The organism is Neisseria sp. HMSC067H09 (genome assembly GCF_001814135.1).
GTDB lineage: Bacteria > Pseudomonadota > Gammaproteobacteria > Burkholderiales > Neisseriaceae > Neisseria.
On sequence record NZ_KV814907.1, the window covers coordinates 34,173 to 55,311 of the forward strand.

19 protein-coding genes, 1 tRNA gene and 1 pseudogene are annotated in these 21,139 nt (G+C 50.6%); 10 read left to right on the forward strand and 11 right to left on the reverse strand.

The annotated features are described in order from the left end of the window. Positions 1-104 precede the first annotated feature (104 nt). Entirely contained in the window at positions 105-2,282 is a 2,178-nt protein-coding gene (gene dnaX, locus HMPREF2954_RS05540) for a DNA polymerase III subunit gamma/tau (RefSeq protein ID WP_045075053.1), read from the reverse strand. Positions 2,283-2,480: 198 nt separating this feature from the next. Here dnaX and HMPREF2954_RS13230 point away from each other — a divergent pair, with 198 nt between their 5' ends. Continuing rightward, complete coding sequence (locus HMPREF2954_RS13230; protein ID WP_321178155.1) at positions 2,481-3,299, forward strand: aldose epimerase family protein; 819 nt, start codon at positions 2,481-2,483, stop codon at positions 3,297-3,299. A gap of 66 nt (positions 3,300-3,365) precedes the next feature. On the opposite strand, the gene mltB is transcribed toward HMPREF2954_RS13230, so the two are convergent. The 5 genes from mltB to rpsF all read right to left on the reverse strand — a co-directional run bounded on the left by mltB (position 3,366) and on the right by rpsF (position 5,937). Beyond that, complete coding sequence (gene mltB / locus HMPREF2954_RS05555; protein WP_045075051.1) at positions 3,366-4,448, reverse strand: lytic murein transglycosylase B; 1,083 nt, start codon at positions 4,446-4,448, stop codon at positions 3,366-3,368. A gap of 112 nt (positions 4,449-4,560) precedes the next feature. Continuing rightward, the gene (rplI, locus tag HMPREF2954_RS05560; RefSeq protein WP_003743490.1) at positions 4,561-5,013 is read right to left on the reverse strand and encodes a 50S ribosomal protein L9; all 453 of its coding nucleotides are present in this window, start codon (positions 5,011-5,013) and stop codon (positions 4,561-4,563) included. Between the two features lie 16 nt (positions 5,014-5,029). After that, positions 5,030-5,260, reverse strand: a complete 231-nt coding sequence (gene rpsR, locus HMPREF2954_RS05565) for a 30S ribosomal protein S18 (protein ID WP_003678863.1) — start codon at positions 5,258-5,260, stop codon at positions 5,030-5,032. A gap of 6 nt (positions 5,261-5,266) precedes the next feature. Further along, positions 5,267-5,563, reverse strand: coding sequence for a primosomal replication protein N (priB, locus tag HMPREF2954_RS05570; protein WP_003757378.1), 297 nt, complete (start codon positions 5,561-5,563; stop codon positions 5,267-5,269). Positions 5,564-5,565: 2 nt separating this feature from the next. After that, complete coding sequence (rpsF, locus tag HMPREF2954_RS05575; RefSeq protein WP_003757376.1) at positions 5,566-5,937, reverse strand: 30S ribosomal protein S6; 372 nt, start codon at positions 5,935-5,937, stop codon at positions 5,566-5,568. A 212-nt stretch (positions 5,938-6,149) separates the two neighbouring features. Here rpsF and serS point away from each other — a divergent pair, with 212 nt between their 5' ends. Then, positions 6,150-7,445, forward strand: a complete 1,296-nt coding sequence (gene serS / locus HMPREF2954_RS05580) for a serine--tRNA ligase (protein ID WP_039410661.1) — start codon at positions 6,150-6,152, stop codon at positions 7,443-7,445. A 214-nt stretch (positions 7,446-7,659) separates the two neighbouring features. Here the strand turns inward: serS and HMPREF2954_RS05585 are convergent, their stop codons facing one another. Further along, on the reverse strand, positions 7,660-8,421 hold the full coding sequence (locus HMPREF2954_RS05585; RefSeq protein WP_039410658.1) for an OmpA family protein: 762 nt from the start codon (positions 8,419-8,421) through the stop codon (positions 7,660-7,662). Positions 8,422-8,860: 439 nt separating this feature from the next. Here HMPREF2954_RS05585 and HMPREF2954_RS05590 point away from each other — a divergent pair, with 439 nt between their 5' ends. Next, positions 8,861-9,811, forward strand: coding sequence for a CysB family HTH-type transcriptional regulator (locus HMPREF2954_RS05590; RefSeq protein WP_045075049.1), 951 nt, complete (start codon positions 8,861-8,863; stop codon positions 9,809-9,811). Between the two features lie 468 nt (positions 9,812-10,279). On the opposite strand, the gene HMPREF2954_RS05595 is transcribed toward HMPREF2954_RS05590, so the two are convergent. Both HMPREF2954_RS05595 and HMPREF2954_RS05600 read right to left on the reverse strand, forming a co-directional pair. After that, entirely contained in the window at positions 10,280-11,623 is a 1,344-nt protein-coding gene (locus tag HMPREF2954_RS05595; RefSeq protein ID WP_045075046.1) for an ATP-binding protein, read from the reverse strand. A 58-nt stretch (positions 11,624-11,681) separates the two neighbouring features. Then, complete coding sequence (locus tag HMPREF2954_RS05600; RefSeq protein WP_003768778.1) at positions 11,682-12,344, reverse strand: response regulator; 663 nt, start codon at positions 12,342-12,344, stop codon at positions 11,682-11,684. A gap of 502 nt (positions 12,345-12,846) precedes the next feature. Between HMPREF2954_RS05600 and HMPREF2954_RS05605 the strand changes: the two genes are divergently transcribed. The 3 genes and pseudogenes from HMPREF2954_RS05605 to HMPREF2954_RS12950 form a co-directional block, all read left to right on the forward strand. Next, positions 12,847-13,380 carry a PepSY domain-containing protein gene (locus HMPREF2954_RS05605; protein ID WP_009312317.1) on the forward strand — a complete coding sequence of 178 codons (534 nt, stop codon included), beginning with the start codon at positions 12,847-12,849 and terminating at the stop codon, positions 13,378-13,380. Positions 13,381-13,567: 187 nt separating this feature from the next. Then, a complete protein-coding gene (locus tag HMPREF2954_RS05610; protein ID WP_045075040.1) occupies positions 13,568-14,482 on the forward strand; it encodes a MetQ/NlpA family ABC transporter substrate-binding protein in 915 nt (304 codons plus the stop codon). Positions 14,483-14,682: 200 nt separating this feature from the next. Beyond that, a pseudogene (locus tag HMPREF2954_RS12950) lies at positions 14,683-14,805 on the forward strand (IS5/IS1182 family transposase); the annotation flags it as partial. A gap of 124 nt (positions 14,806-14,929) precedes the next feature. On the opposite strand, the gene HMPREF2954_RS05615 reads toward HMPREF2954_RS12950, so the two are convergent. Next, positions 14,930-15,787, reverse strand: a complete 858-nt coding sequence (locus tag HMPREF2954_RS05615; protein WP_045075037.1) for a c-type cytochrome — start codon at positions 15,785-15,787, stop codon at positions 14,930-14,932. A 286-nt stretch (positions 15,788-16,073) separates the two neighbouring features. On the opposite strand from HMPREF2954_RS05615, the gene HMPREF2954_RS05620 reads away from it, so the two are divergent. Next, positions 16,074-16,149, forward strand: a tRNA-Arg gene (locus HMPREF2954_RS05620). Positions 16,150-16,253: 104 nt separating this feature from the next. Here the strand turns inward: HMPREF2954_RS05620 and HMPREF2954_RS05625 are convergent. Then, complete coding sequence (locus HMPREF2954_RS05625) at positions 16,254-17,447, reverse strand: amino acid aminotransferase (RefSeq protein WP_045075025.1); 1,194 nt, start codon at positions 17,445-17,447, stop codon at positions 16,254-16,256. 145 nt (positions 17,448-17,592) lie between these two features. Between HMPREF2954_RS05625 and folP the strand changes: the two genes are divergently transcribed. The 3 genes from folP to HMPREF2954_RS05640 all read left to right on the forward strand — a co-directional run bounded on the left by folP (position 17,593) and on the right by HMPREF2954_RS05640 (position 21,069). Further along, the gene (gene folP / locus HMPREF2954_RS05630) at positions 17,593-18,450 is read left to right on the forward strand and encodes a dihydropteroate synthase (RefSeq protein ID WP_045075024.1); all 858 of its coding nucleotides are present in this window, start codon (positions 17,593-17,595) and stop codon (positions 18,448-18,450) included. A gap of 286 nt (positions 18,451-18,736) precedes the next feature. Then, positions 18,737-20,074 (forward strand): phosphoglucosamine mutase, encoded by a 1,338-nt coding sequence (gene glmM / locus HMPREF2954_RS05635; RefSeq protein ID WP_045075022.1) that lies wholly within the window; start codon positions 18,737-18,739, stop codon positions 20,072-20,074. A 311-nt stretch (positions 20,075-20,385) separates the two neighbouring features. Next, entirely contained in the window at positions 20,386-21,069 is a 684-nt protein-coding gene (locus tag HMPREF2954_RS05640) for a DedA family protein (protein ID WP_003763064.1), read from the forward strand. The last annotated feature ends 70 nt before the right edge of the window (positions 21,070-21,139 follow it).

The window sequence follows — 21,139 nt, forward strand, 5'->3', positions numbered from 1 at the left end:
GGTCATACCGTTTGGTGTGAAGGGTCGTCTGAAAGCGGGTTGATGGTTTTCAGACGACCTGAATGTTTAGGTATCCGAAGGGAAACGGAAATTCTCGATTGCCGTTATTCCGCCTGCTCCGCCAGTTCCAAAGAATCGGGCTGCCATTGGGCTTCGAAAACCTTTAAAACCTGACGCGCGGTTTCGTCGGCTTCGAGCAAATCCTGTGCCTGCTGCCTGCCTTCAAGCTGGAGGCGTTGGCGGCGCATGGTCGGGGTTTCCCAGCCGGTATCGTCGCGCCACGGTTCGGTTTGCAATTTCAACGGCAGGCCGTAGGCTTCGGCAAGCGTGTTTTTGATTTTGTCGAGCCGCTCTTTGTTGGCGGTGGCGCGGGCTTCGTCGGTCAGCGACAGCATCATCAGATGGCTGCCTGCGTCGTAGTGCGTCCATGCGGCGTGTTGCGCCAGCATTTGCGCGGCGCCGAGCTTGCGGGCGAAATGTCGGACGATTGCCGCCCAGTTTTCGGTGGAAAAATCGGGCAGCGGGGTGAACTGCGTGTCTTCGTCGTCGCTGTCTTCTTCGGCTTCCGATTCTGCTTCTGCCGTATCGGCAGGGACGGCGTGTTCCCAATCCGGCGGCGGTGGCATTTCCGCGCTATCCGCTACGGGGTAGTCATGCTCGGGCGAACCGTAATCGTAGAAAGGCTCTGCGGAAGCTTCATGCGCAAACGATTCTGCATCCACGGCTTCTTCAATCGGGGTCGTCTGAATGGGGTTTTCAGACGACGTATCAGCCAAGGAAACATCGGTTTCGTTGTTTGCTGCCCCGTAATCGGAAACTTGATTTTCAGACGACGTTTCGGCTTGAGGGGTCGTCTGAAACGGCGTTTCTGCTTCGTTTGCGGACGAAGTGTTTGTCTCTGCTGCGTCAGAGGTCGTCTGAACGCTCGCATCCGCCTTTTGCGCAGGCGTTTCTGTTACGGTTTCTGCCTTGCTCGGCGTGTCTTCCCAAGGTGGGACGTCGTTGTTTCCTTGAGTCGAAACCGGTTCGGCAACCTTGTTTTCAGACGACGTTGCAGGCGTGGAGCTCGTCTGAACGGGCGGTTTGGCGGCTTCAGACTGGGGAAGTTGCAAAGGCTTCTTTGCGGTATGGACACCCGTTTCGGCAGAATGCAGCTCGGTATTTTCGATATGTCCGCCAACGTCGTGCGCATCCGCTGCCAGCGGCGCAAACGCAAGCATACGCAGCAGGGTCATGACGAAGCCGGCGTATTCGTCGGGCGCAAGGCTCAAATCCTGTTTGCCGTGGATAGTGCATTGATAATAAAGCTGGATTTGTTCGCCGCTGAGTGCCTGGCTTAGTTGCAACAGGGTTTCGCGCTCAGGGTCGTCGTGTGCCAAAGCGGAAGGAACCGCCTGTATCAAGGCAAGGCGTTGCAACAGCATGGCAAGTTCGCTCAACGCGCTGTCAAAGCCGATGGCACGCGCCGCCATTTCCTGCGCTTTCGCCAGCAGGGCTTCGCCGTCCTGGTTGACGATACCCGCCAGCAGTTCGTAGAGATATTGCTTGTCCACCGCACCAATCATTTGGCGGACGTCTTGTTCGGCAACGCTGCCCGAACCCATGGCGATGGCTTGGTCGAGCAGGCTCAGAGCATCGCGCATCGAGCCTGCGGCGGCACGGCCCAAAAGTTGCAGGGCGGCAGGTTCGTAGGCGATGTTTTCGTTGTTTAAAACATGGGCAAGGTGGTCGGCAACCTGTTGCGAAGTCATGTTGTGCAAGACAAATTGCAGGCAGCGGCTCAAAACCGTAATGGGGACTTTGTGCGGATCGGTGGTCGCAAGGATGAATTTGACGTGTTCGGGCGGCTCTTCCAGCGTTTTCAGCATCGCGTTGAATGCGCTTTTGGAGAGCATATGTACTTCGTCGATGATATAGACTTTGTATTTGCCGGCAGTCGGCGCGTATTGGGCGTTTTCCAGTACTTCTCGGATGTTGTCGATGCCGGTGTTGGAGGCGGCGTCGATTTCCAGCAGGTCAACGTAGCGTCCGGTGTCGATTTGCGTACAGCTTTGGCACACGCCGCAAGGCTCGCCGTGTTGCGCGTTTTCGCAGTTCAGGCTTTTCGCCAGAATACGGGCGATGGTGGTTTTCCCGACCCCGCGCGTACCGGTCAACAGGTAGGCATGGTGCAGGCGGCCTTCGTCCAGCGCGTTGCGCAAGGCTTTGACGACGTGTTCCTGACCGACTAAGTCGGCAAAGGTTTTCGGACGCCATTTACGGGCAAGAACTTGATAAGCCATAAGGTTTTCTCTGCTGGAAATAAATCGGAAGGTCGTCTGAAAAGTGGTTGAACGCCTTTCAGACGACCTTGGAAGATGACGGGTATTTTAGCATTTTTTTGATTTTTATTAAGGATTTTCTGTCTGCATATCGAGAAAGGCGCGTGTATAATCGTTAGAATATTACAAAATCTAAAATATCTTGAAGAACAAATCACTATGTCTGAAATCATCTTACGCAATCATTCCGCATCCATGCAGATAAACACCTTGGGTGCATATGTGGACAATTTGGTTTTACACGGTCGGGAAGTGTTATTCCCGAAAACCAGCGTCCAAGTCGGTACTGACACAAAATTACGCGGCGGGATGCACGTCTGCCTGCCGCAGTTCGGACCGGACAGTAAAAACCATTTGGCGCAACACGGTTTCGGCAGAACCTCTACTTGGCAAGTCCGTTATCAAAACGAATCGGATGTCGGCTTGAGATTAATCAGTACGGCAAAGGGCTACGAAAACGTCGAATGGCTGCTGGATTACAGCCTGCCGAACGAAAACGAAGCAGTCGCCACGCTGACCGTCTGCAATTACGGCGACGCGCCCGTGCGCACTTCACCCGGTTTCCATCCCTATTTCCCCGCCGTCGGCACCCAATTCGATTTCAACGGCGCGCCCTACGATGCCGACTATAGTGGATTAAATTTAAATCAGGACAAGGCGACGAAGCCGCAGACAGTACAGATAGTACGGCAAGGCGAGGCAACGCCGTACTGGTTTAAAGTTAATCCACTATATATCGCACACACGGAATTTGTCGCCTCGCCGTCGGATACACATGTTGCGTTTGATGGACTGAAACTCGACATCCGAACGCAAAACCTGCCCGTTTACGCGCTTTGGAGCGACCGCAACGGACAATACACCTGCGCCGAGCCTACCGCAGAAGGTAACGCATTTTTATCGCCTGCGCGCGGTGGGCAGTTTGTATCGGGACATGGCAAAAAGCGTTACGGCATGAAAATCCGTTTGATTGCTTGAATTTAGAGTGGATTTGTTTCAGGCCCTCAAATAAAAAACCACCTTGGAGAAGGTGGTTTTTAAACATTACAAACCGTTGTTGTTGATTGCATTCGCAATGTCGCGCACGGCGGTAACATACATCCGGCTGTTGTTATACTGCCAAACCGTATAGAAATTATTCAGACCGAGATAATATTCAAATACGCCCGGACTGGTTTCCAAGCTGAATAAAACGGCTTTCTCATTGTCGGCAACCGCTTTTTGCGGAACCACGCCCATCGCTTTGAAATCCGCAACGGTACGGTTCAATGCGGTTTTTTCATCAATGATGGCTTTTAAATCAGGCGTAATTGTCAGATTGACGGGAACAATCATTTTGCCGCCTGTTTTCCAGCCGTGTTGCTTCATATAATTGGCAACAGAGGCGGCAACGTCGCCGATATTGTTCCAAATATCGCGGTGTCCGTCGCCATCATAATCGACCGCCCATTTGCGATAGCTTGAAGGCATGAATTGCGGCATACCCATTGCGCCCGCATAGCTGCCTTTGAAGTCAAAAACGTTCTCTTTTTCTTCTTTCGCCATCAGCAAAAGCTCAATCAGCTCGTTTTGGAAAAACTCGGCGCGGCGCGGATAATCAAAACCCAAGGTACTCAAAGCATCGGCAACGCGGAAGCTGCCTGTATTTTTACCGTAGTTGGTTTCAATGCCGATAATCGCCACAATCAGCTCGGCAGGTACGCCGTATTTGCGTGCCACATCATCGATAACGGCACGGTTGGCAGCGTAAAACTGTTTGCCGCCGTTAAATTTCATCGCGCCGGAGTTGCCCGTGCGGAATTCATACCAAGGGCGGGAAGTTGACGGGCGGTACATGATATTGATGATATTGCCCTTGTAAACCACGCCATTGAAAAAGTTTTGCAGCTCGGCTTCTGTAAACTGCTTTTTCGCTGCCTCATAACGGATAAACTGGCGGACATTGGTATTGGCATTAAAGCCGCTGCTGGCAACCGATTCCGCAGCAGAATCAAAAGCAGGACGCTGGTTTTTGCTTTGATTGATCGGTTCAACCGTTTTAGCAGACTCAACGTTTGTTTTGGTTGTGCTACAAGCGGAAAGTAGCAACGCGGTTGATATTGCGATGAAAGGGATAAATTTTTTCATATCTGAATTTATAGTCACTAAGGAAGCAGCCTTCATTATGCAAAAAGGTCGTCTGAAAGACGGTAGGAATATACATTCCCTTTCCTTTCAGACGACCTTTTAAGACTGTCTATTACTCGGCAGCCGCAACAACAGCAACGGTAATCGCAGCAACAGCGTCAGTGTGCAGAGCCACTTCAACTTCGTACTCGCCTACGGCTTTCAAAGGGCCGTTAGGCAGGCGGACGTTGGATTTTGCAGCTTCAACGCCTGAAGCAACAATCGCAGCAGCGATGTCGGCATTGGTAACGGAACCGAACAGACGACCGTCCACACCGGCTTTTTGAGCGATAGTGATGGTTTGACCGTCCAGTTTTTCTTGACGTGCTTTAGCATCGGCCAAGATTTCGGCTTGTTTGGCTTCCAATTCGGCACGGCGTGCTTCGAATTCTTTCATATTGGCTTCAGTAGCGCGTTTGGCTTTGCCGGCAGGAATCAGGAAGTTGCGGGCGTAACCGTTTTTTACGGTAACGATGTCGCCCAAGTTGCCCAAACCGCCGATTTTCTCTAACAGAATAATTTGCATGATTTAAACTCCAAAATTATTTGTGTTGATCGGTGTAAGGCAACAGAGCCAGGAAGCGTGCGCGTTTGACTGCAGTAGCCAATTGGCGTTGGTAATGCGCTTTGGTGCCAGTGATGCGGGCAGGGATGATTTTGCCGTTTTCAGAAATGAAGTCTTTCAGCAGATCAACTTGTTTGTAATCGACTTCTTGGATTTTTTCAGCCGTAAAGCGGCAGAATTTTCTACGTTTGAATGATTGACGAGCCATTGTCGTTTAACCTTTATATTCTTTAATGTTCTGTATGCGGAGTATCGGCCTTGGGAAGCGTTTGCTTCGCTGTGCGAGAAAGCCTTCTGCTTCAACCATCGTATCTTGCCGATACTGCCATTCTTCAGCCTGCTTACCTAAAATACGCGCGGGAATTTCAAAACTGACCAGGCATTTTTGCCCGTTTTCTTCCTGCCAAGATTCATGCTTTAACATAATATCCAAAACAGGGATTCCTGCCGGTGTGTATCTCAAGGATTCAACCTTGTAAATCAGGGCGGTAAGCTTTGTAAGATTATCCAATCTTATTCGGCTGCTGCAACTTCTTCAGCCGCACCGTTCAGCAAGTTTTTTGCTTTTTCGCCGCCCAGCATAGGAGAGGCTTCGGTTACAGCATGTTTTGTCTTGATGGTCAGATGGCGCAGTACGGCATCGTTAAAGCGGAAAGCGGTTTCCAGCTCTTCAACTACTTCAGGAGTAGTTTCGATGTTCATCAAAACATAGTGTGCTTTGTGGATTTTGTTAATCGGGTAAGCCAGTTGACGGCGGCCCCAGTCTTCCAAGCGGTGGATTTTGCCGCCGGCTTCGGCAATCATGGTTTTGTAACGTTCAACCATAGCAGGCACTTGCTCGCTTTGATCAGGATGAACGATAAACACGATCTCATAATGACGCATGTTATCTCCTTATGGATGATTAAATACAGCCTTTTGCCATGCGAAAGCAAAAGGCAAGGTTTGACAAAACGATGGATTCTATCCCATTCTTGCTTTTTCTGCAATGGATGATATGTAAGAAAGGGGTTTTTGAATAAAAGTGTTGTCATGAAAAGATTGGCGATTTGGTTTACAATAATGCCATTTCTGAATTCTATCGAGAGAATAACAAAATGTTAGACATCCAACAGCTCCGCAGCCACACCGCAGCCGTCGCTGAACGTTTGGCGCAGCGCGGTTACGAGTTTGATACCGCACGTTTCAATGCCTTGGAAGAGCAGCGCAAAGCCGTCCAAGTGAAAACCGAAGAACTGCAAGCCTCGCGCAACAGCATTTCCAAACAAATCGGCGCATTGAAAGGACAGGGCAAACACGAAGAGGCGCAGGCAGCCATGGATCAAGTCGCCCAAATCAAAACCGATTTGGAGCAGGCCGCTGCCGATTTGGATGCCGTTCAGAAAGAATTGGACGCATGGTTGTTGAGCATTCCCAACCTGCCGCACGAAAGTGTACCCGTCGGTAAAGACGAAACCGAAAACGTCGAAGTCCGCAAAGTCGGCACGCCGCGCGAATTTGACTTTGAAATCAAAGACCATGTCGATTTGGGCGAACCTTTGGGCTTGGATTTCGAAGGCGGCGCGAAACTCTCCGGTGCGCGCTTTACCGTCATGAAAGGTCAAATCGCCCGCCTGCACCGCGCGCTGGCGCAATTCATGCTCGATACGCACACGCTGAAACACGGCTACACCGAGCATTACACGCCCTACATCGTGGACGACACCACCCTGCAAGGCACAGGCCAACTGCCTAAATTTGCAGAAGATTTGTTCCATGTTACCCGCGGCGGTGACGAGAGCAAAAAAACGCAATATCTGATTCCGACCGCCGAAGTGACGCTGACCAATACCGTTGCCGACAGCATCGTGGCAGGCAGCGATTTGCCGCTGAAGCTGACCGCCCATTCCCCATGTTTCCGCTCCGAAGCGGGCGCATACGGCAAAGACGTGCGCGGCCTGATTCGACAACACCAATTCGACAAAGTGGAAATGGTGCAAATCGTTCATCCCGAAAAATCATACGAAGCGCTGGAAGAAATGGTCGGTCATGCCGAAAACATCCTGAAGGCCTTGGAGCTGCCCTACCGCGTGATTACCCTGTGTACCGGCGACATGGGCTTCGGCGCGACTAAGACCTATGATTTGGAAGTCTGGGTTCCCGCGCAAAACACCTACCGCGAAATCTCAAGCTGTTCCAACTGCGAAGATTTCCAAGCTCGCCGCATGAAGGCGCGTTTTAAAGACGAAAACGGCAAAAACCGCTTGGTACACACCTTAAACGGCTCCGGCTTGGCAGTCGGCCGTACTTTGGTTGCTGTTTTGGAAAACCATCAAAACGCCGACGGCAGCATCAATATTCCTGCTGCTTTGCAGCCTTATATGGGCGGAGTAGAAAAGATAGAGGTTAAGTAATTTTACTTGATGATATGAGACTTGAAGAGGGTATCCTGAGTAATCTTAGGATACTTTTTTATTTGTTTTTCATTAAGTTTTGTTTATTGATTTTTTTGATTATTTATAGAGGTGGGTGTAAGAGGGGATAAAAAGTCTCTTAATTTGTAGAGGAGAAAATAAAAATATAAGAAAACCCCGCAGAGGCGGGGTTTTGAATTAAAACTAAATTTAGTTAAGGTTTGGCGTAACCGTGTACACCGTTGTAGGGAGAAGGAATCCAGCCTTCATCTACTGCAGGACGCTCACCTTGACCTTCAATTGTTTGGCCTGGGGCAACTTGTTTGGTAACAGTGCTGCGGATTTTCACGTCAACACGACGATCAGGTTCGATACATGCAATCAAAGCAGCACGTTTTTTGGCTTTGGATACTTTTTTGCCCAGTTTTGCTACTTCTGCTTCACAAGTGGCAGTCATTTGAGCTTGAGATTCGCCAAGACCTACAGCGGAAACTTTGCTGGAAGGAATACCACGGCCAACCAAGTAGTTGGCAACTACGTTTGCACGGCGTTCGGACAGAGCTTGGTTGTACTCTTCTGAACCCATAAAGTCGGTGTGACCTTCGACACGCACAGTTTGAACATTTTCATTGTTCAGGCGTTGGGCTAATGCGTTCAGGTTCTCTTGAGCCTCAGGGCGGAGGTTGTCTTTATCGAAGCCGAACAGTGTTTTAGAAGACAGAGATACGGTTTCATCAACATATTCTGGAGCTTGTTGGACTGCGGCTACTGCTTCACGGTCGCCACATTCGACACGACCTTGGGTTTCTTTGTCGAAATAGCTGTTTTTCCAGCATTCGCCATAGTTGTTGCGGACAACTTCTTGAGACTGGCTGCTTACGGTGTAGCCGTGTTTGGTATGCGGTTCGCTTGCCATTGCGGTGCCGGAAGCAACCAATGCAACGAACAATGCGCTTAATTTCAGCTGTTTGGTCATTTTATTCCCTCATCTAAATTGTTATGCGGCGGGTGTTTAAGAACCGCTGCAAATTACCAATATACAGGCCGCAGCATACTAAGCAGCGGCAAATCGGATATATCAGTCTGCACTATAAAGAAGCATGGTGCCTACTGTCAATACTCAATGCCTCATACAATCATGAAACTGCCTGCTTCCTAGCTTCGAATCATGCCTAAAAATCAAGTTTGTGTCATTTATTTATGGGTAAATCGGAGTTTGTTGCCATTTGTTGTTGTATGAAGGATACAGTTTGTACTGAGGGAAATGTTGGTTTCGATAATCGGTTTGTATAGTACTATTTAAAACAAAAGTTTTTATTTGAGGTGAGGGTGCTGCCGACAATTTAGGAAAAATATGTTAAATTGTCTGCCATTTGTCGCACAAATCATACAAATATATAGAACACGAGCCGTTTATGAAATTACAGCAATTACGGTATGCATTGGAGGTGTACCGGCATAATCTGAATGTGTCTGAAGCTGCTGAAGCCCTTTTTACCTCCCAGCCGGGTATTTCCAAGCAAATCAGGCTTCTTGAGGAGGAGTTGGGCGTACAGATTTTTATCCGCAGCGGCAAACGCGTGGTTTCTGTGTCGCAGCCCGGCAAGGCTGTGTTGGAAATTGTAGAACGGATTTTGCGCGATGTGCAGAATATTAAAAATATAGGCAGTGAGTTTACTGATCATGACAGTGGTTCGTTGATTGTTGCGACGACTCATACGCAGGCACGTTATGCCCTGCCTTTGATTGTGGCGGAATTTGTCAAACGTTATCCGAAGGTAACACTGACCATCAAGCAGGGCAGTCCTGCGGCCATCGCCCAGATGGTCAGCAACGGAGAGGCGGATATTGCGATTGTAACTGAGCGTATCGATGAGCATCCGGAGTTGGGTAAATTAACTTGTTATGAATGGAATCATGCGGTTATCGTGCCGCATGAACATCCTTTGTTGGATTGTAAAAATCCTTTGAGTATTGAGGATTTGGCCTCTTTTCCCTTGATTACTTATGAATTTGCGTTCAATCAGGGGAGTAGTATTGCCCGGGCTTTTAATAAAGCCAGATTAGAGCAGCCCGATGTTGTGTTGTCGGCAGCGGACACGGATGTTTTAAAGACGTATGTCCGTTTGGGTCTTGGTGTCGGGTTGATGGCGAAGATGGCTTACGATCCTGAGAATGACACGGATCTGGAATTAGTGGACGCCTCACATTTGTTTGAGTCGTCTCCAACTTGGATTGCCGTTAGGAAAGATACCTATCTTAGGGGGTATGCATATGATTTTATAGAATTGTTCGCGCCTAAGTTGACGCGTGAAGTGGTCGATAGAACGCTTTATACTCCAGTAGTCGAGGACTTTTCTATTTGATTGTTTAGTTGAAATACGCCTGATGGGGCAAGAGGTCGTCTGGAAACGGGCGGTTTTGATTTTGTCAGAACCGTGCTTTCAGACGACCTTTTAGTTTTGCCGTATGCTTGGTTTGAATATTTCTATGTTTTTAAAGGTGTGTTTCTTGTAAGGATGCAGAGTTTGATAAACCCAAGGTGTCGAGGGTAGGAAGGCTGATTATTTAATCGGAACTGTTTTCAGAGCTAGAAACAAAAGTGTTCTGCACCTTCCGTTTAGATATTGTATTCGCTGCAATCCTTGAGTATTTTTGAAAACTCCAGATTCGGATTTCTACCTGCGCGGAAATGAAGGATATTGGGTGTTTTTTATTTTAATTGATTATAGAGGGTCGTCTGAAAACCTGATTTGTCAGGAATTTCAGACGACCTTTGGGTGATTGGGGGAAGCGTTTGCCAAATATAGGAAGCTGCTGTTTTGTACTTATTGTCAGGCTCTCTCCAGCCATGCACTCAAACCTCCTCCGTCGCGGTTTTCAAGTTTCAACGTCAGGCCGTGGAGTTTGGCGATGTGTTCGGCGATGGACAAACCCAGTCCGCTGCCTTGGGCATTTTGTCCGGCAGGACGGTAGAAACGTTCTTTAATCCGCGACAGGTGTTCGGGGGCGATGCCGGTGCCTTGGTCACGTACTTCGATACGGTCAGCGTGAAAATACAGTCCAACCTCGCTGTTTTCGGGCGAATAGCGCACAGCGTTGTCGAGCAGGTTGCGCAACATGAGTTGCAGTAGCGCGTCGTCGCCTTGCAGGAGGGGCGGCTCGGCAAGAAATTCGCGCTTGAGGCGGATGCGTTTTTCGCGGGCGGGGAGGTTGGTGTTTTGCAGCACTTGGCTGCTGAGGCTCTCCCAATTGATGGGGGTGGTATTTTTCAGGCCTTGTTCGGGATCGAGCCGTGCCAGCGTGAGCAGTTGGTTGATTAGGTGTTCGGCGCGGTTGAGGCTTTGTTGGATTTGTTGCAGGTGGTAGGGCTGTTCGGCAGTGTCGCTGAGGGCGAGGACTTCGGCCTGCACTTTCAATGCGGCAAGCGGGCTGCGCAGTTCGTGGGCAGCATCGGAGGTAAAGCGTTGTTCGCGTTCGATGCTGGTCTGAACGCGGGCGAACAGGCGGTTGAGGGCGTCGACCAGGGTTTGGGTTTCCTGCGGTACGGCTCGGCTGACGGGAGCAAGGTTGTCGGCGCGGCGTTCGGACAATTCTGATGCGAGCTCTTTCAGCGGGTAGATGCTGCGTTTGACCGCCAGATGCAGTAGCAACACCATCAGCGGCAGAACAAGCAGCGAGGCGGCAAGGTGCGCCCAAACAATATTCCACAAAATTTCAAGGCGGTTACGCCAGGGTTGGGCGACGGCGACTGTCTGTCCGGTTTTCCCGTCGTGGTAATAGATGACGCGTAGGCTTTTTTCCTGCCAAGGCTTCCCGATGTCGGTGAAGCCGGAAATTTTGCGGAATGGAATTTCTTTACCCCTTTTGTCTGAGAGCAACAGCCTGCCGTCTGCATTCCAGACGGAGATGCCGTTTTGTTTGTCTTCTGCAAAACCGGTATGGCCTTTGCCCAGGCTTTTTTTAACTTTGGGCAGCAGCACGGCTTTTTCCGGTTCGATGTAGGGCAGTGATTGGGCAAGGTCGCTCATCTGACTGTCGGCGGATTCGTTCAGTTCGTGTAACGCCATTGCCAGTGAAACAGCGTTGGCGGCGAACCATGCCAAGAGCAGTCCGCTGCCGATATAGAGTATCAGGCGTTTGCGGATAGAAGTTTCGGGCGGAAGCTTTTTAAACATGGAACGACCTTTTTGTACAAGTGGGCTGTTTCTTCAATTTTTGCGTTTTCAGACGACCTTAAGGCATTTCTCCGAGTTGGTAACCCAATCCGCGCTTGGTTTGAATCACGGATGAACCGATTTTTTTACGCAGGTTGTGGATATGCACTTCGACCGCGTTGCTTTCAACTTCTTGATCCCAGCCGTATAGTTTGTCTTCGATTTGGGCGCGGCTGATGATGTGTTTCGGATTGGCGACCAGCATTTCCAGCAGCCGCCATTCGCGCGCGGTCAGGTTCAGCGGCTTGCCGCCAAGTGTGGCGGTTTGGGCGGAGGTATCCAAATACAGGCTGCCGAAGGTCAGGCCGCTGTCGCTGCGTCCGTGGCTGCGGCGCACCAAGGCATTCAGCCGTGCTTCAAGTTCTTCCAATGCAAACGGTTTGCACAGGTAATCGTCCGCGCCGCTGTTCAACCCGGTCAGGCGGTCGGGCAGCGCATCGCGTGCCGTCAGAATCAGCACGGGTAGCGTCAGACCTTGTTTGCGCCAGTGCCGCAATATTTCTATGCCGTCGATGTTCGGCAGCCCCAAATCCAACACCGCTGCATCATAAGGCGCAGCCAGTGGTGCGGACTGTCCTTGAGCGCCATCTGAAAACCAGTCCACCGCCATACCGAGCTTTTTCAGCCCGGCGGCAATGCCGTCGCCGATGTGCGGGTCGTCTTCCACCAGCAGGATACGCATAAAGATACTCCTGTTTGTTCGGATAAATGCAGTGAATTCAAATCAAGACGCTCTGCCCCGTCATTTCCCGACTTCGCAAGAAAAGGCATAGCGAAAACCGGATGCCTCTATTTTAATTGGCTCTATATGATATGGATTGTATAGCGGATTGGCTTGAAACTCGTTTTGTTGTACTGCCTTGCTTCAAAACAATATTGTAAGGCAGGGTCGTCTGAAAACCAAAGTCGGGATGGTAATGGAACATCATGCAGACTGCCCGCTTTACCCTTGGTTTCAGGTTGAGGCCTGTCATTAAAACAGGCTGGGCTTAAGTAGAACTTAAGAAATTTGGAGGAATAAATATAAAATAAAAACAATAATTTGAATAAAATTTATAGAAAAATCTTTTTCTTAAGGTTCGCTTAAGTTTGGCTTGTTTTAATACGCTCAATCCAGCAGACACTGTTGGCAGATTTCAAATACACAAACATTTTTATTTTTATCCGACAAAAAAGGAAACATCATGAAATTCAGCAAAAAAGGTCTCATCATCGCCGTCGCAACCGCTCTGACCATCGGTACTGCCAGTGTCGGTGCATATGCCGCAGGTGCCATACCCGGAACCAAAGCCGCCGCTTTCTCCAGTAGCAAAATCAGTGCCGCCCAAGCTGTCGATTACGCAGTGGCCAAAATTCCGGGCCGCGCCGTCGAAGTCGATTTCCGCCACAAAAACGGCCAGAGCTACTATAAAGTAGAAATAGTTGCCGATGACCAGAAACAAGAAGTTTTCGTCGATGCAGCCAACGGGCACATCATCGAAAGCCGCCCAGACTACGACAAAAAACCGCTCCAACCGCTGCCGAACACCAATATTTCCCTGAAACAGGCGATTGCTGCAGCCGAAGCCAAAACAGGCGGCCGCGCGAAGGATGCCGATTTGAGCTATAAAAAAGGCCCGTCGGTTTATAAAGTGGAAACCGTCAACAACATCCAAAAATACGAGGTACGCGTCGATGCCAACAGCGGTCAGGTACTGTCTTCACACATCGATTTATAAAGTAAAAACCGATTCGTGGTGACCTGTCAAAAGGTCGTCTGAAAACCCAAATCAGGTTTCAGACGACCTTTTAATATTTTGATTCTGCAAAAAACGTCCGCAAGCTGCCCAAATAGATTTAAAATCCTTATCTTTTGATGACAGAGGTCGTCTGAAAACCGTTTCGATAAATAATCAGGAGCAAAATATGCAAGCGAACACCTTAATCAAAACCCTTTCTGCTGCTGCGCTAGCCGTTGTGTTGGCAGCCTGCGGCGGTCAAAAAGACAGCGCACCTGCCGCATCCGCCGCATCGCCGGCTACCGACAACAGCGCGGCGAAAAAGGAAATCGTCTTCGGCACAACCGTCGGCGACTTTGGCGACATGGTCAAAGATCAAATCCAACCTGCACTGGAGAAAAAAGGCTACACCGTCAAACTGGTCGAGTTTACCGACTACGTCCGTCCCAACCTTGCTTTGGCCGAAGGCGAGCTGGACATCAATATTTTCCAACACAAACCTTATTTGGATGACTTTAAAAAAGAACACAAATTAGACATTACTGAGACTTTCCAAGTGCCGACTGCGCCTTTGGGCCTGTATCCGGGCAAACTGAAATCTTTGGACGAAGTCAAAGACGGCAGCAGTGTTTCCGCGCCTAACGACCCGTCCAACTTCGCCCGTGCGCTGGTGATGTTGAACGAATTGGGTTGGGTTAAGCTGAAAGACGGCGTTAATCCGCTGACTGCTTCCAAAGCAGACATCGCCGAAAATCCGAAAAACATCAAAATCGTAGAACTTGAAGCCGCGCAACTGCCACGCAGCCGCGCCGATGTTGATTTCGCCATCGTAAACGGCAACTATGCCATGAGCAGCGGTATGAAGCTGACCGAAGCCCTGTTCCAAGAGCCGAGCTTTGCCTATGTTAACTGGGCAGCAGTCAAAACTGCCGATAAAGACAGCCAATGGCTCAAAGATGTAACCGAAGCCTATAACTCCGATGAGTTCAAAGCCTATGCGCACAAACGCTTCGAAGGCTATAAATATCCTGCTGCATGGGGTGAAGATGCAGCTGTCGGTGCAAAAGCCGAAGCAGCCTCTACGGCTTCGGCAGCAAAATAAGCAGTAAACTTCAAAAGTAAAAAAAGGTCGTCTGAAAACCCAAATAAGGTTTCAGACGACCTTTTTTAGATTGGTTTTTATAAACAATGTGCGTGAATTGAAAATCTTGTTGTGCTGCCAATTGAAAGAAAATTTAATGCTGTTCTTTCTATCTCAGTATGTTTTGTGTAGGCAGGGTAGAATGAACGGGTTAATGAATAAAATATAGTGGATTAAATTTAAATCAGGACAAGGCGACGAAGCCGCAGACAGTACAGATAGTACGGCAAGGCGAGGCAACGCCGTACTGGTTTAAATTTAAGCCACTATATATCGTAAATGAAGTGGGGATGTTATTTGTCCCAAACCTGCGTTGATAGGGGATTACATATTTCCTGGAACTCATAAAAAAACGCACCTTGTTTAAAGGTGCGTTTTTGATGGGATATATGGCGTTTTTTGAACAAATCAGAATTTAGCGCCTGATTGGTTTGCCATGTAGTCGACCGCTGCTTTGACTTCATCGTCGCTCAGGCCGGCGTTGCCGCCTTTTGCAGGCATGGCGTTGAAGCCTTCGATTGCGTGTTTGTGCAGGGTTTCTTTACCTTGTTTGATGCGTGAAGCCCATTCGTCTTTTTTACCTATGCCGGGAATGCCGGGGACTGCGCCGCCGTGACATGCCTGACAGGTTGCTTCGAAAACTTTTTTACCGTCTGCGCCGGAGGCTGCAGGAGCGGCTGCGCCTTTGTCTTCGGCTTTAGGTGCATCGGCTGCGGGGGCAGAGCCGGCAGCGGCCGGTGCGGAGGCGGCTGCATTGCCTGAAGCGGCTTGATCGGCAGGCGCTGCGGCATCCGGATCAGGGAAGGTGCCGCCGCTCTTGTTCGCCATGTAAGTGATGACGCGTTTGAGTTCTTGGTCGGTCAAATCGGCTGCGCCGCCTTTTGCAGGCATGGCGTTAAAGCCGTTCAGAGCGTGTTGGAAAAGGGTGTCGAAGCCTTGTGCGATACGGGGAGCCCATTCGCCGTTGTTTTCGATTTTTGGCGCGTTGGGGACGGATTTGTCTGCGCCGTGACACTGGATACAGATTTTGTTGAAAATCTGATCGCCTTTGCGTTCGCCTACCGGAATGCCGTCTCCCAAGGTAAGCTGTCCTACGGGCTGGATGCGGGTTTGGGTAGCAGTTTCGGAAGATTGGGCAACGTCTGCATACGAGCCGCTGCCCGCCAATTTGATGAGGAAGTAAATGACTGCAATGGCAATAACGATACCGCTCACAAGGGTAAACAATGCAGAGCCTTGGGCTTTGGAGTCGCGGAGTTGTTTCATTTGGTAGGCCTCGCCGTTAGGTTAGGTTGTGCTTTGAGTTATAGTTTGGTGTGTTAAACGCAGTTAACAATATTTTGCTGGATTATACTGAATTCACAAGGGCTTTCCAATCGCTCTCGTGGAAAATATACGCAAAGGCGGCGGTTTTTTGCCGCCTGTTAAGGGGTGGGTTGTGTATGTTGTTGATTATTTTATGGAATTTTTCTTCAAATTTGTCTTGTTTGCGCCATCCTGCATAATAGGCTTTGCCAACAGGCGGGATTTGCGTTAATCTTACGCCTTCTTCGCACCCATAGCTCAGTTGGAAGAGTGTCAGTTTCCGAAGCTGGAGGTCACAGGTTCGATCCCTGTTGGGTGCGCCAATTATAGAGAGGCCGTCTGAAAGATGAAAATTTTTCGGGCGGCCTTTTGACTTACTTCAAATAAAACTACATCGGGTTTCAGACGACCTTTTACTTTTTGCGCTTTATTTCAGCACTTCGGCAAACGCATCGGCAACATAGGCGATATTCGATGCGTTCAGCCCGGCGACGCACATCCTGCCCGAATCCAGCAGGTAAACGGCAAATTCGTCGCGCAACCTATGGACTTGTTCCACGCTCAATCCTGTGTAGCTGAACATGCCGCGCTGTTTGATGAAATAAGTGAAATCGCGGTCAGGGATTTGGACGGTCAATACGTCGTAAAGTTTCTGCCGCATGGCGCGGATGCGGTCGCGCATAACGTAAACTTCGTTTTGCCACAAAGCGTAAAGGTCGGGGCTGTTCATCACATCGGCGGCGATATAGGCACCGTGCGCGGGCGGACTGGAGTAGATGCGGCGGACGGTGAATTTGATCTGTCCGAACACCAATTCCGCTTCTTCTTTATTCGGGCAAACCACGCTCAAACCGCCGACGCGCTCGCCGTAGAGCGACAGGTTTTTCGAGAATGAATTGCTGACGAACAGCGGCAATTCCATTTCCACCGCTTTGCGGATGGCGTAGGCATCGCTGTCCAAATCGCCGCCGAAGCCTTGGTAGGCGATGTCCATAAACGGAATCAGTTTGCGCGTTTTGATGATTTGCAACACTTCGTCCCATTGCTGTTCCGACATATCCACGCCGGTCGGGTTGTGGCAGCAGGGGTGTAGGATTAAGACGCTGTGTTCGGGCAGGGTATTGAAAAACGCGGTCATTTCGTCGAATTTCACACCGACGGTGGCGGGGTCGTAATAAGGATAAGTGTCGACCTCGAAACCCGCGCCTTCAAAAATGCCGCGGTGGTTGTCCCAAGTCGGGTCGCTGACGTAGGCACGCGCTGCGGGGAACCAGCGGTGCAGGAAGTCCGCTCCGACTTTGAGCGCACCCGATCCGCCCAAGGTTTGTACGGTAACGATGCGTCCTTGCGCAAGCGCGGGGTTGTCTTTGCCGAACAATAAATGTTGCACCGCGCTGCGGTAAGTGTTCAAACCTTCCATCGGCAGGTAGGGCGACGGCGCAGGCGTGGCGGCGCGGGCGGTTTCGGCACGGTTCACGGATTCCAATACGGGCATTTTGCCTTCATCGTCGAAATAAATGCCTATGCTCAAATTGACTTTTTCAGGGCGAGGGTCGTTTTTGAAGGTTTCGACCAAACTCAAAATCGGGTCGCCGGGATAGTATTCGACGTGTCGGTACATGATGCTTCCTTTGTCAGACGGATGGGGACGGGAAACCTGATTTTTGCATTAAACGGCAGGATTTGTAAAACGGGGTCGTCTGAAAGCTGCATGATGTTTTCAGACGACCTATAATTTCGTCTTCATTATTTTACGGAACACCATCATGACCACGCGCATCTGGCAGGCAGGCAGGTTTGAAATCGGTTTGAACAAGCCGAAAATCATGGGTATCGTCAACCTGACGCCCGATTCTTTTTCCGACGGCGGCGTATATTCGCAAAACGCCCAAACAGCCTTGGCACACGCCGAACAGCTTCTAAAGGAGGGCGCGGACATTCTCGACATCGGCGGCGAATCGACGCGGCCGGGTGCGGATTATGTTTCGCCTGAAGAAGAATGGGCGCGGGTTAAGCCTGTATTGGCGGAAGTGGCGGGGTGGGGCGTTCCCGTCAGTTTGGACACGCGCCGCACGGTGATTATGGAAAAAGCGTTGGCACTCGGCGGTGTCGATATTATTAATGATATAGCGGCGTTGACCGACGAAGGCGCGGTCGAATTGCTGGCGCGTCAGGCGGACACGGGCATTTGCCTGATGCACATGCAGGGTTTGCCCGAAAACATGCAGATTAATCCGAAATATCAAGATGTTGTCGGCGAAGTGGCGCGGTATTTGAAAGAGAGGGCGGCGGAATGTATCGCGGCAGGCATCGCCCCGCAACGCATCACGCTTGATCCGGGGTTCGGTTTCGGTAAAAACCTGCAACACAATATCGCGCTGATGCGGCACTTGCCCGAATTGATGGCGGAAACGGGTTTTCCGCTGCTGATCGGCGTGTCGCGCAAACGCATGATAGGCGAGCTGACCGGCGAGGCAGATGCGGCGGAACGCGTACACGGCAGCGTGGCGGCAGCGCTGGCTTCTGTGGCGCGCGGTGCGCAAATCGTGCGCGTGCATGATGTGAAGGCGACGGCGGATGCGTTGAAGGTGTGGGATGCCTTAGGGCCTGCCGGCGTCCGATAGTTTTCGTTTTGGAAGCAAAAAAACCACTTGGAAAATGAAATGTCGGCAGCCCCTGAAGTGGTGATAAAGAGGTCGTCTGAAAACGAGTTGGACGGTTTCAGACGACCTGTTTGTTTAATCCGGTTAACTTGTTTCGGATTTTGATAAGATAAGAAACTATACCGCTCAGGCTCAATCTAATAACGCTAAACATAAATCCCAACAGGTTTGCATAAAATCCCCTATACTGCCCGTTATAACATTCACGGGTATTCTCATTTTAAAAACATCCTCACGGAGCAAATTTATGGCAAAAAAATATTTTGGCACGGACGGCGTGCGCGGCGAAGTCGGTCAATTCCCGATTACCCCCGATTTCGTATTGAAGCTCGGTTATGCGGCGGGGCAGGTGTTGGTGCAGCATGACGGCGGGCAGAAGCCGACTGTCCTTATCGGCAAAGACACGCGTATTTCCGGCTACATGCTTGAAGCCGCGCTGGTGGCGGGTTTTACCGCCGCAGGTGTCAACGTCATCCAAACCGGCCCGCTGCCTACGCCGGGTATGGCTTATCTGACCCGTGCGCTGCGTTTGTCCGCCGGCGTGATGATTTCCGCGTCGCACAACGTCTATTCCGACAACGGCATCAAATTCTTTGCCGAAGGCGGCGTGAAACTGAGTGATGAAATCGAGTTGGAAATCGAAGCCAAAATCGACGAGGAAATGAAAACCCAGCCGTCCGCCCGCCTCGGACGCGCCCGCCGCATCAACGGAGCGGACGACCGCTATATCGAATTCTGCAAATCCACCTTCCCCAGCCATTTGGATTTGCGCGGCCTGAAATTGGTGGTCGATACCGCGCATGGCGCAGGCTATGACGTTGCGCCCAAAGTGTTCCACGAACTCGGCGCGCAAGTCGTCAGCATCGGCGACGAACCCAACGGCTACAACATCAACGAAAAATGCGGCGCAACCCATCCCAAAGCCTTGCAGGCTGCCGTATTGCAAAACGAAGCCGACTACGGCATCGCGTTGGACGGCGACGGCGACCGCCTGATGATGGTCGACCGCAACGGCAAAGTGTACGACGGCGACAGCCTGATTTACGTCATTGCCAAAGCCCGCGCCCGCGAAGGCATCAACATCGGCGGCGTGGTCGGTACGGTCATGACCAATATGGCGATGGAAATTGCCCTGAAAGAGCAGGGCGTCGATTTCTGCCGAGCCAAAGTCGGCGACCGCTATGTGTTGGAACAACTGAACCAACGCGGCTGGCTCATCGGCGGCGAAGCCAGCGGCCATATTTTGTGTATGGACAAACACAACACCGGCGACGGTATCATCTCCGCGCTGCAAGTTTTGGCGGCGCTGCAAATCCTGAACCAAGACCTTGCCACCGTTTGCGCCGACTGGCAGCCGTATCCGCAAACCATGATCAACGTGCGCATTCAAAAAGGTCAGAAATGGCAGGAAGCCTCGAAAGATGTATTGGCTGAAGTAGAAAAAGAGCTCGAAGGCAAAGGCCGCGTCGTATTGCGCGCATCAGGTACCGAACCGGTCGTGCGCGTCATGGTCGAAGCGCGTCAGGCGGACTGGGCGAAAAAGGGCGCGGAACGCATCGCGGCAGCCATCACCGGCAAGCAGTAATGCCGTCAAAAAATCAATCAGGTTTTTAGCAAACCTTGGAACTGCCGTCGTTTCCACGCAAGCGGGAACGGCGGTACAGTGGATTGATTTTAAATCAGGGCAAGGCGGGGGAACGCCATGCCGGTTTAAGGTTAATCCATTGTGATTGTGTTTTTTAGGATTCGAGGTCGTCTGAAACACATCAATTCATATTGTTCACACCTATTTTCATAACCTTCCTTGTTATTTCTTTCAGACGACCCTATCTTTGGTAAAATACGACATTCAGTTCAAATGAATTTTCCCTCCACATTACAACCGACGGATACGCCATGTTTGCCTTTTTAGAAGCCTTTTTTGTCCAATACGGCTACGCAGCCGTGTTTTTCGTTTTGGTCATCTGCGGCTTTGGCGTACCGATTCCCGAAGATTTGACGCTGGTGACAGGCGGTGTGATTTCCGGCTTGGGGTACACCAATTCGCATTGGATGGTTGTCGTCGGTATGCTCGGCGTGTTGGCGGGCGACGGATTTATGTTTGTCGCCGGACGCTTGTGGGGGCAGAAAATCCTTAAGTTCAAACCGATTGCCCGCGTGATGACGCCCAAGCGTTACGCGCAGGTGCAGGAAAAATTCGACAAATACGGCAACTGGGTATTGTTCGTCGCTCGCTTCCTGCCCGGTTTGCGTACCGCCGTTTTCGTGACTGCGGGCATCAGCCGCAAAGTTTCCTATACCCGTTTCATTCTGATGGACGGGCTTGCCGCATTGATTTCCGTGCCGGTTTGGATTTATTTGGGCGAATACGGTGCGAACAACATCGATTGGCTGATGGCAAAAATGCACAGCCTGCAATCCGGCATCTTTACTGTTTTGGGTATATTGGCAGTAGCGTTGGCATGGTTCTGGTGGAAAAAACGCCAACGCCTTCAGTTCTACCGTACCAAGTTGAGCGAAAAGCGGGCGCAGCGCAAAGCCGCCAAGGCAGCCAAAAAAGCCGCGCAAAGCGAACAATAAAATCAAGCCCCCCCCCTGACAAGGTTGACGATATTCAATATAGTGGATTAACTTTAAACCAGTACGGCGT

What these genes read in the sequence shown, in the direction of transcription:
- dnaX (WP_045075053.1), bottom strand. Translation starts at nt 2,282, where the DNA reads ATGGCTTATCAAGTTCTTGCCCGTAAATGGCGTCCGAAAACCTTTGCC.
- HMPREF2954_RS13230 (WP_321178155.1), top strand. Translation starts at nt 2,481, where the DNA reads ATGTCTGAAATCATCTTACGCAATCATTCCGCATCCATGCAGATAAAC.
- mltB (WP_045075051.1), bottom strand. Translation starts at nt 4,448, where the DNA reads ATGAAAAAATTTATCCCTTTCATCGCAATATCAACCGCGTTGCTACTT.
- rplI (WP_003743490.1), bottom strand. Translation starts at nt 5,013, where the DNA reads ATGCAAATTATTCTGTTAGAGAAAATCGGCGGTTTGGGCAACTTGGGC.
- rpsR (WP_003678863.1), bottom strand. Translation starts at nt 5,260, where the DNA reads ATGGCTCGTCAATCATTCAAACGTAGAAAATTCTGCCGCTTTACGGCT.
- rpsF (WP_003757376.1), bottom strand. Translation starts at nt 5,937, where the DNA reads ATGCGTCATTATGAGATCGTGTTTATCGTTCATCCTGATCAAAGCGAG.
- serS (WP_039410661.1), top strand. Translation starts at nt 6,150, where the DNA reads ATGTTAGACATCCAACAGCTCCGCAGCCACACCGCAGCCGTCGCTGAA.
- HMPREF2954_RS05585 (WP_039410658.1), bottom strand. Translation starts at nt 8,421, where the DNA reads ATGACCAAACAGCTGAAATTAAGCGCATTGTTCGTTGCATTGGTTGCT.
- HMPREF2954_RS05590 (WP_045075049.1), top strand. Translation starts at nt 8,861, where the DNA reads ATGAAATTACAGCAATTACGGTATGCATTGGAGGTGTACCGGCATAAT.
- HMPREF2954_RS05595 (WP_045075046.1), bottom strand. Translation starts at nt 11,623, where the DNA reads ATGTTTAAAAAGCTTCCGCCCGAAACTTCTATCCGCAAACGCCTGATA.
- HMPREF2954_RS05600 (WP_003768778.1), bottom strand. Translation starts at nt 12,344, where the DNA reads ATGCGTATCCTGCTGGTGGAAGACGACCCGCACATCGGCGACGGCATT.
- HMPREF2954_RS05605 (WP_009312317.1), top strand. Translation starts at nt 12,847, where the DNA reads ATGAAATTCAGCAAAAAAGGTCTCATCATCGCCGTCGCAACCGCTCTG.
- HMPREF2954_RS05610 (WP_045075040.1), top strand. Translation starts at nt 13,568, where the DNA reads ATGCAAGCGAACACCTTAATCAAAACCCTTTCTGCTGCTGCGCTAGCC.
- HMPREF2954_RS05615 (WP_045075037.1), bottom strand. Translation starts at nt 15,787, where the DNA reads ATGAAACAACTCCGCGACTCCAAAGCCCAAGGCTCTGCATTGTTTACC.
- HMPREF2954_RS05625 (WP_045075025.1), bottom strand. Translation starts at nt 17,447, where the DNA reads ATGTACCGACACGTCGAATACTATCCCGGCGACCCGATTTTGAGTTTG.
- folP (WP_045075024.1), top strand. Translation starts at nt 17,593, where the DNA reads ATGACCACGCGCATCTGGCAGGCAGGCAGGTTTGAAATCGGTTTGAAC.
- glmM (WP_045075022.1), top strand. Translation starts at nt 18,737, where the DNA reads ATGGCAAAAAAATATTTTGGCACGGACGGCGTGCGCGGCGAAGTCGGT.
- HMPREF2954_RS05640 (WP_003763064.1), top strand. Translation starts at nt 20,386, where the DNA reads ATGTTTGCCTTTTTAGAAGCCTTTTTTGTCCAATACGGCTACGCAGCC.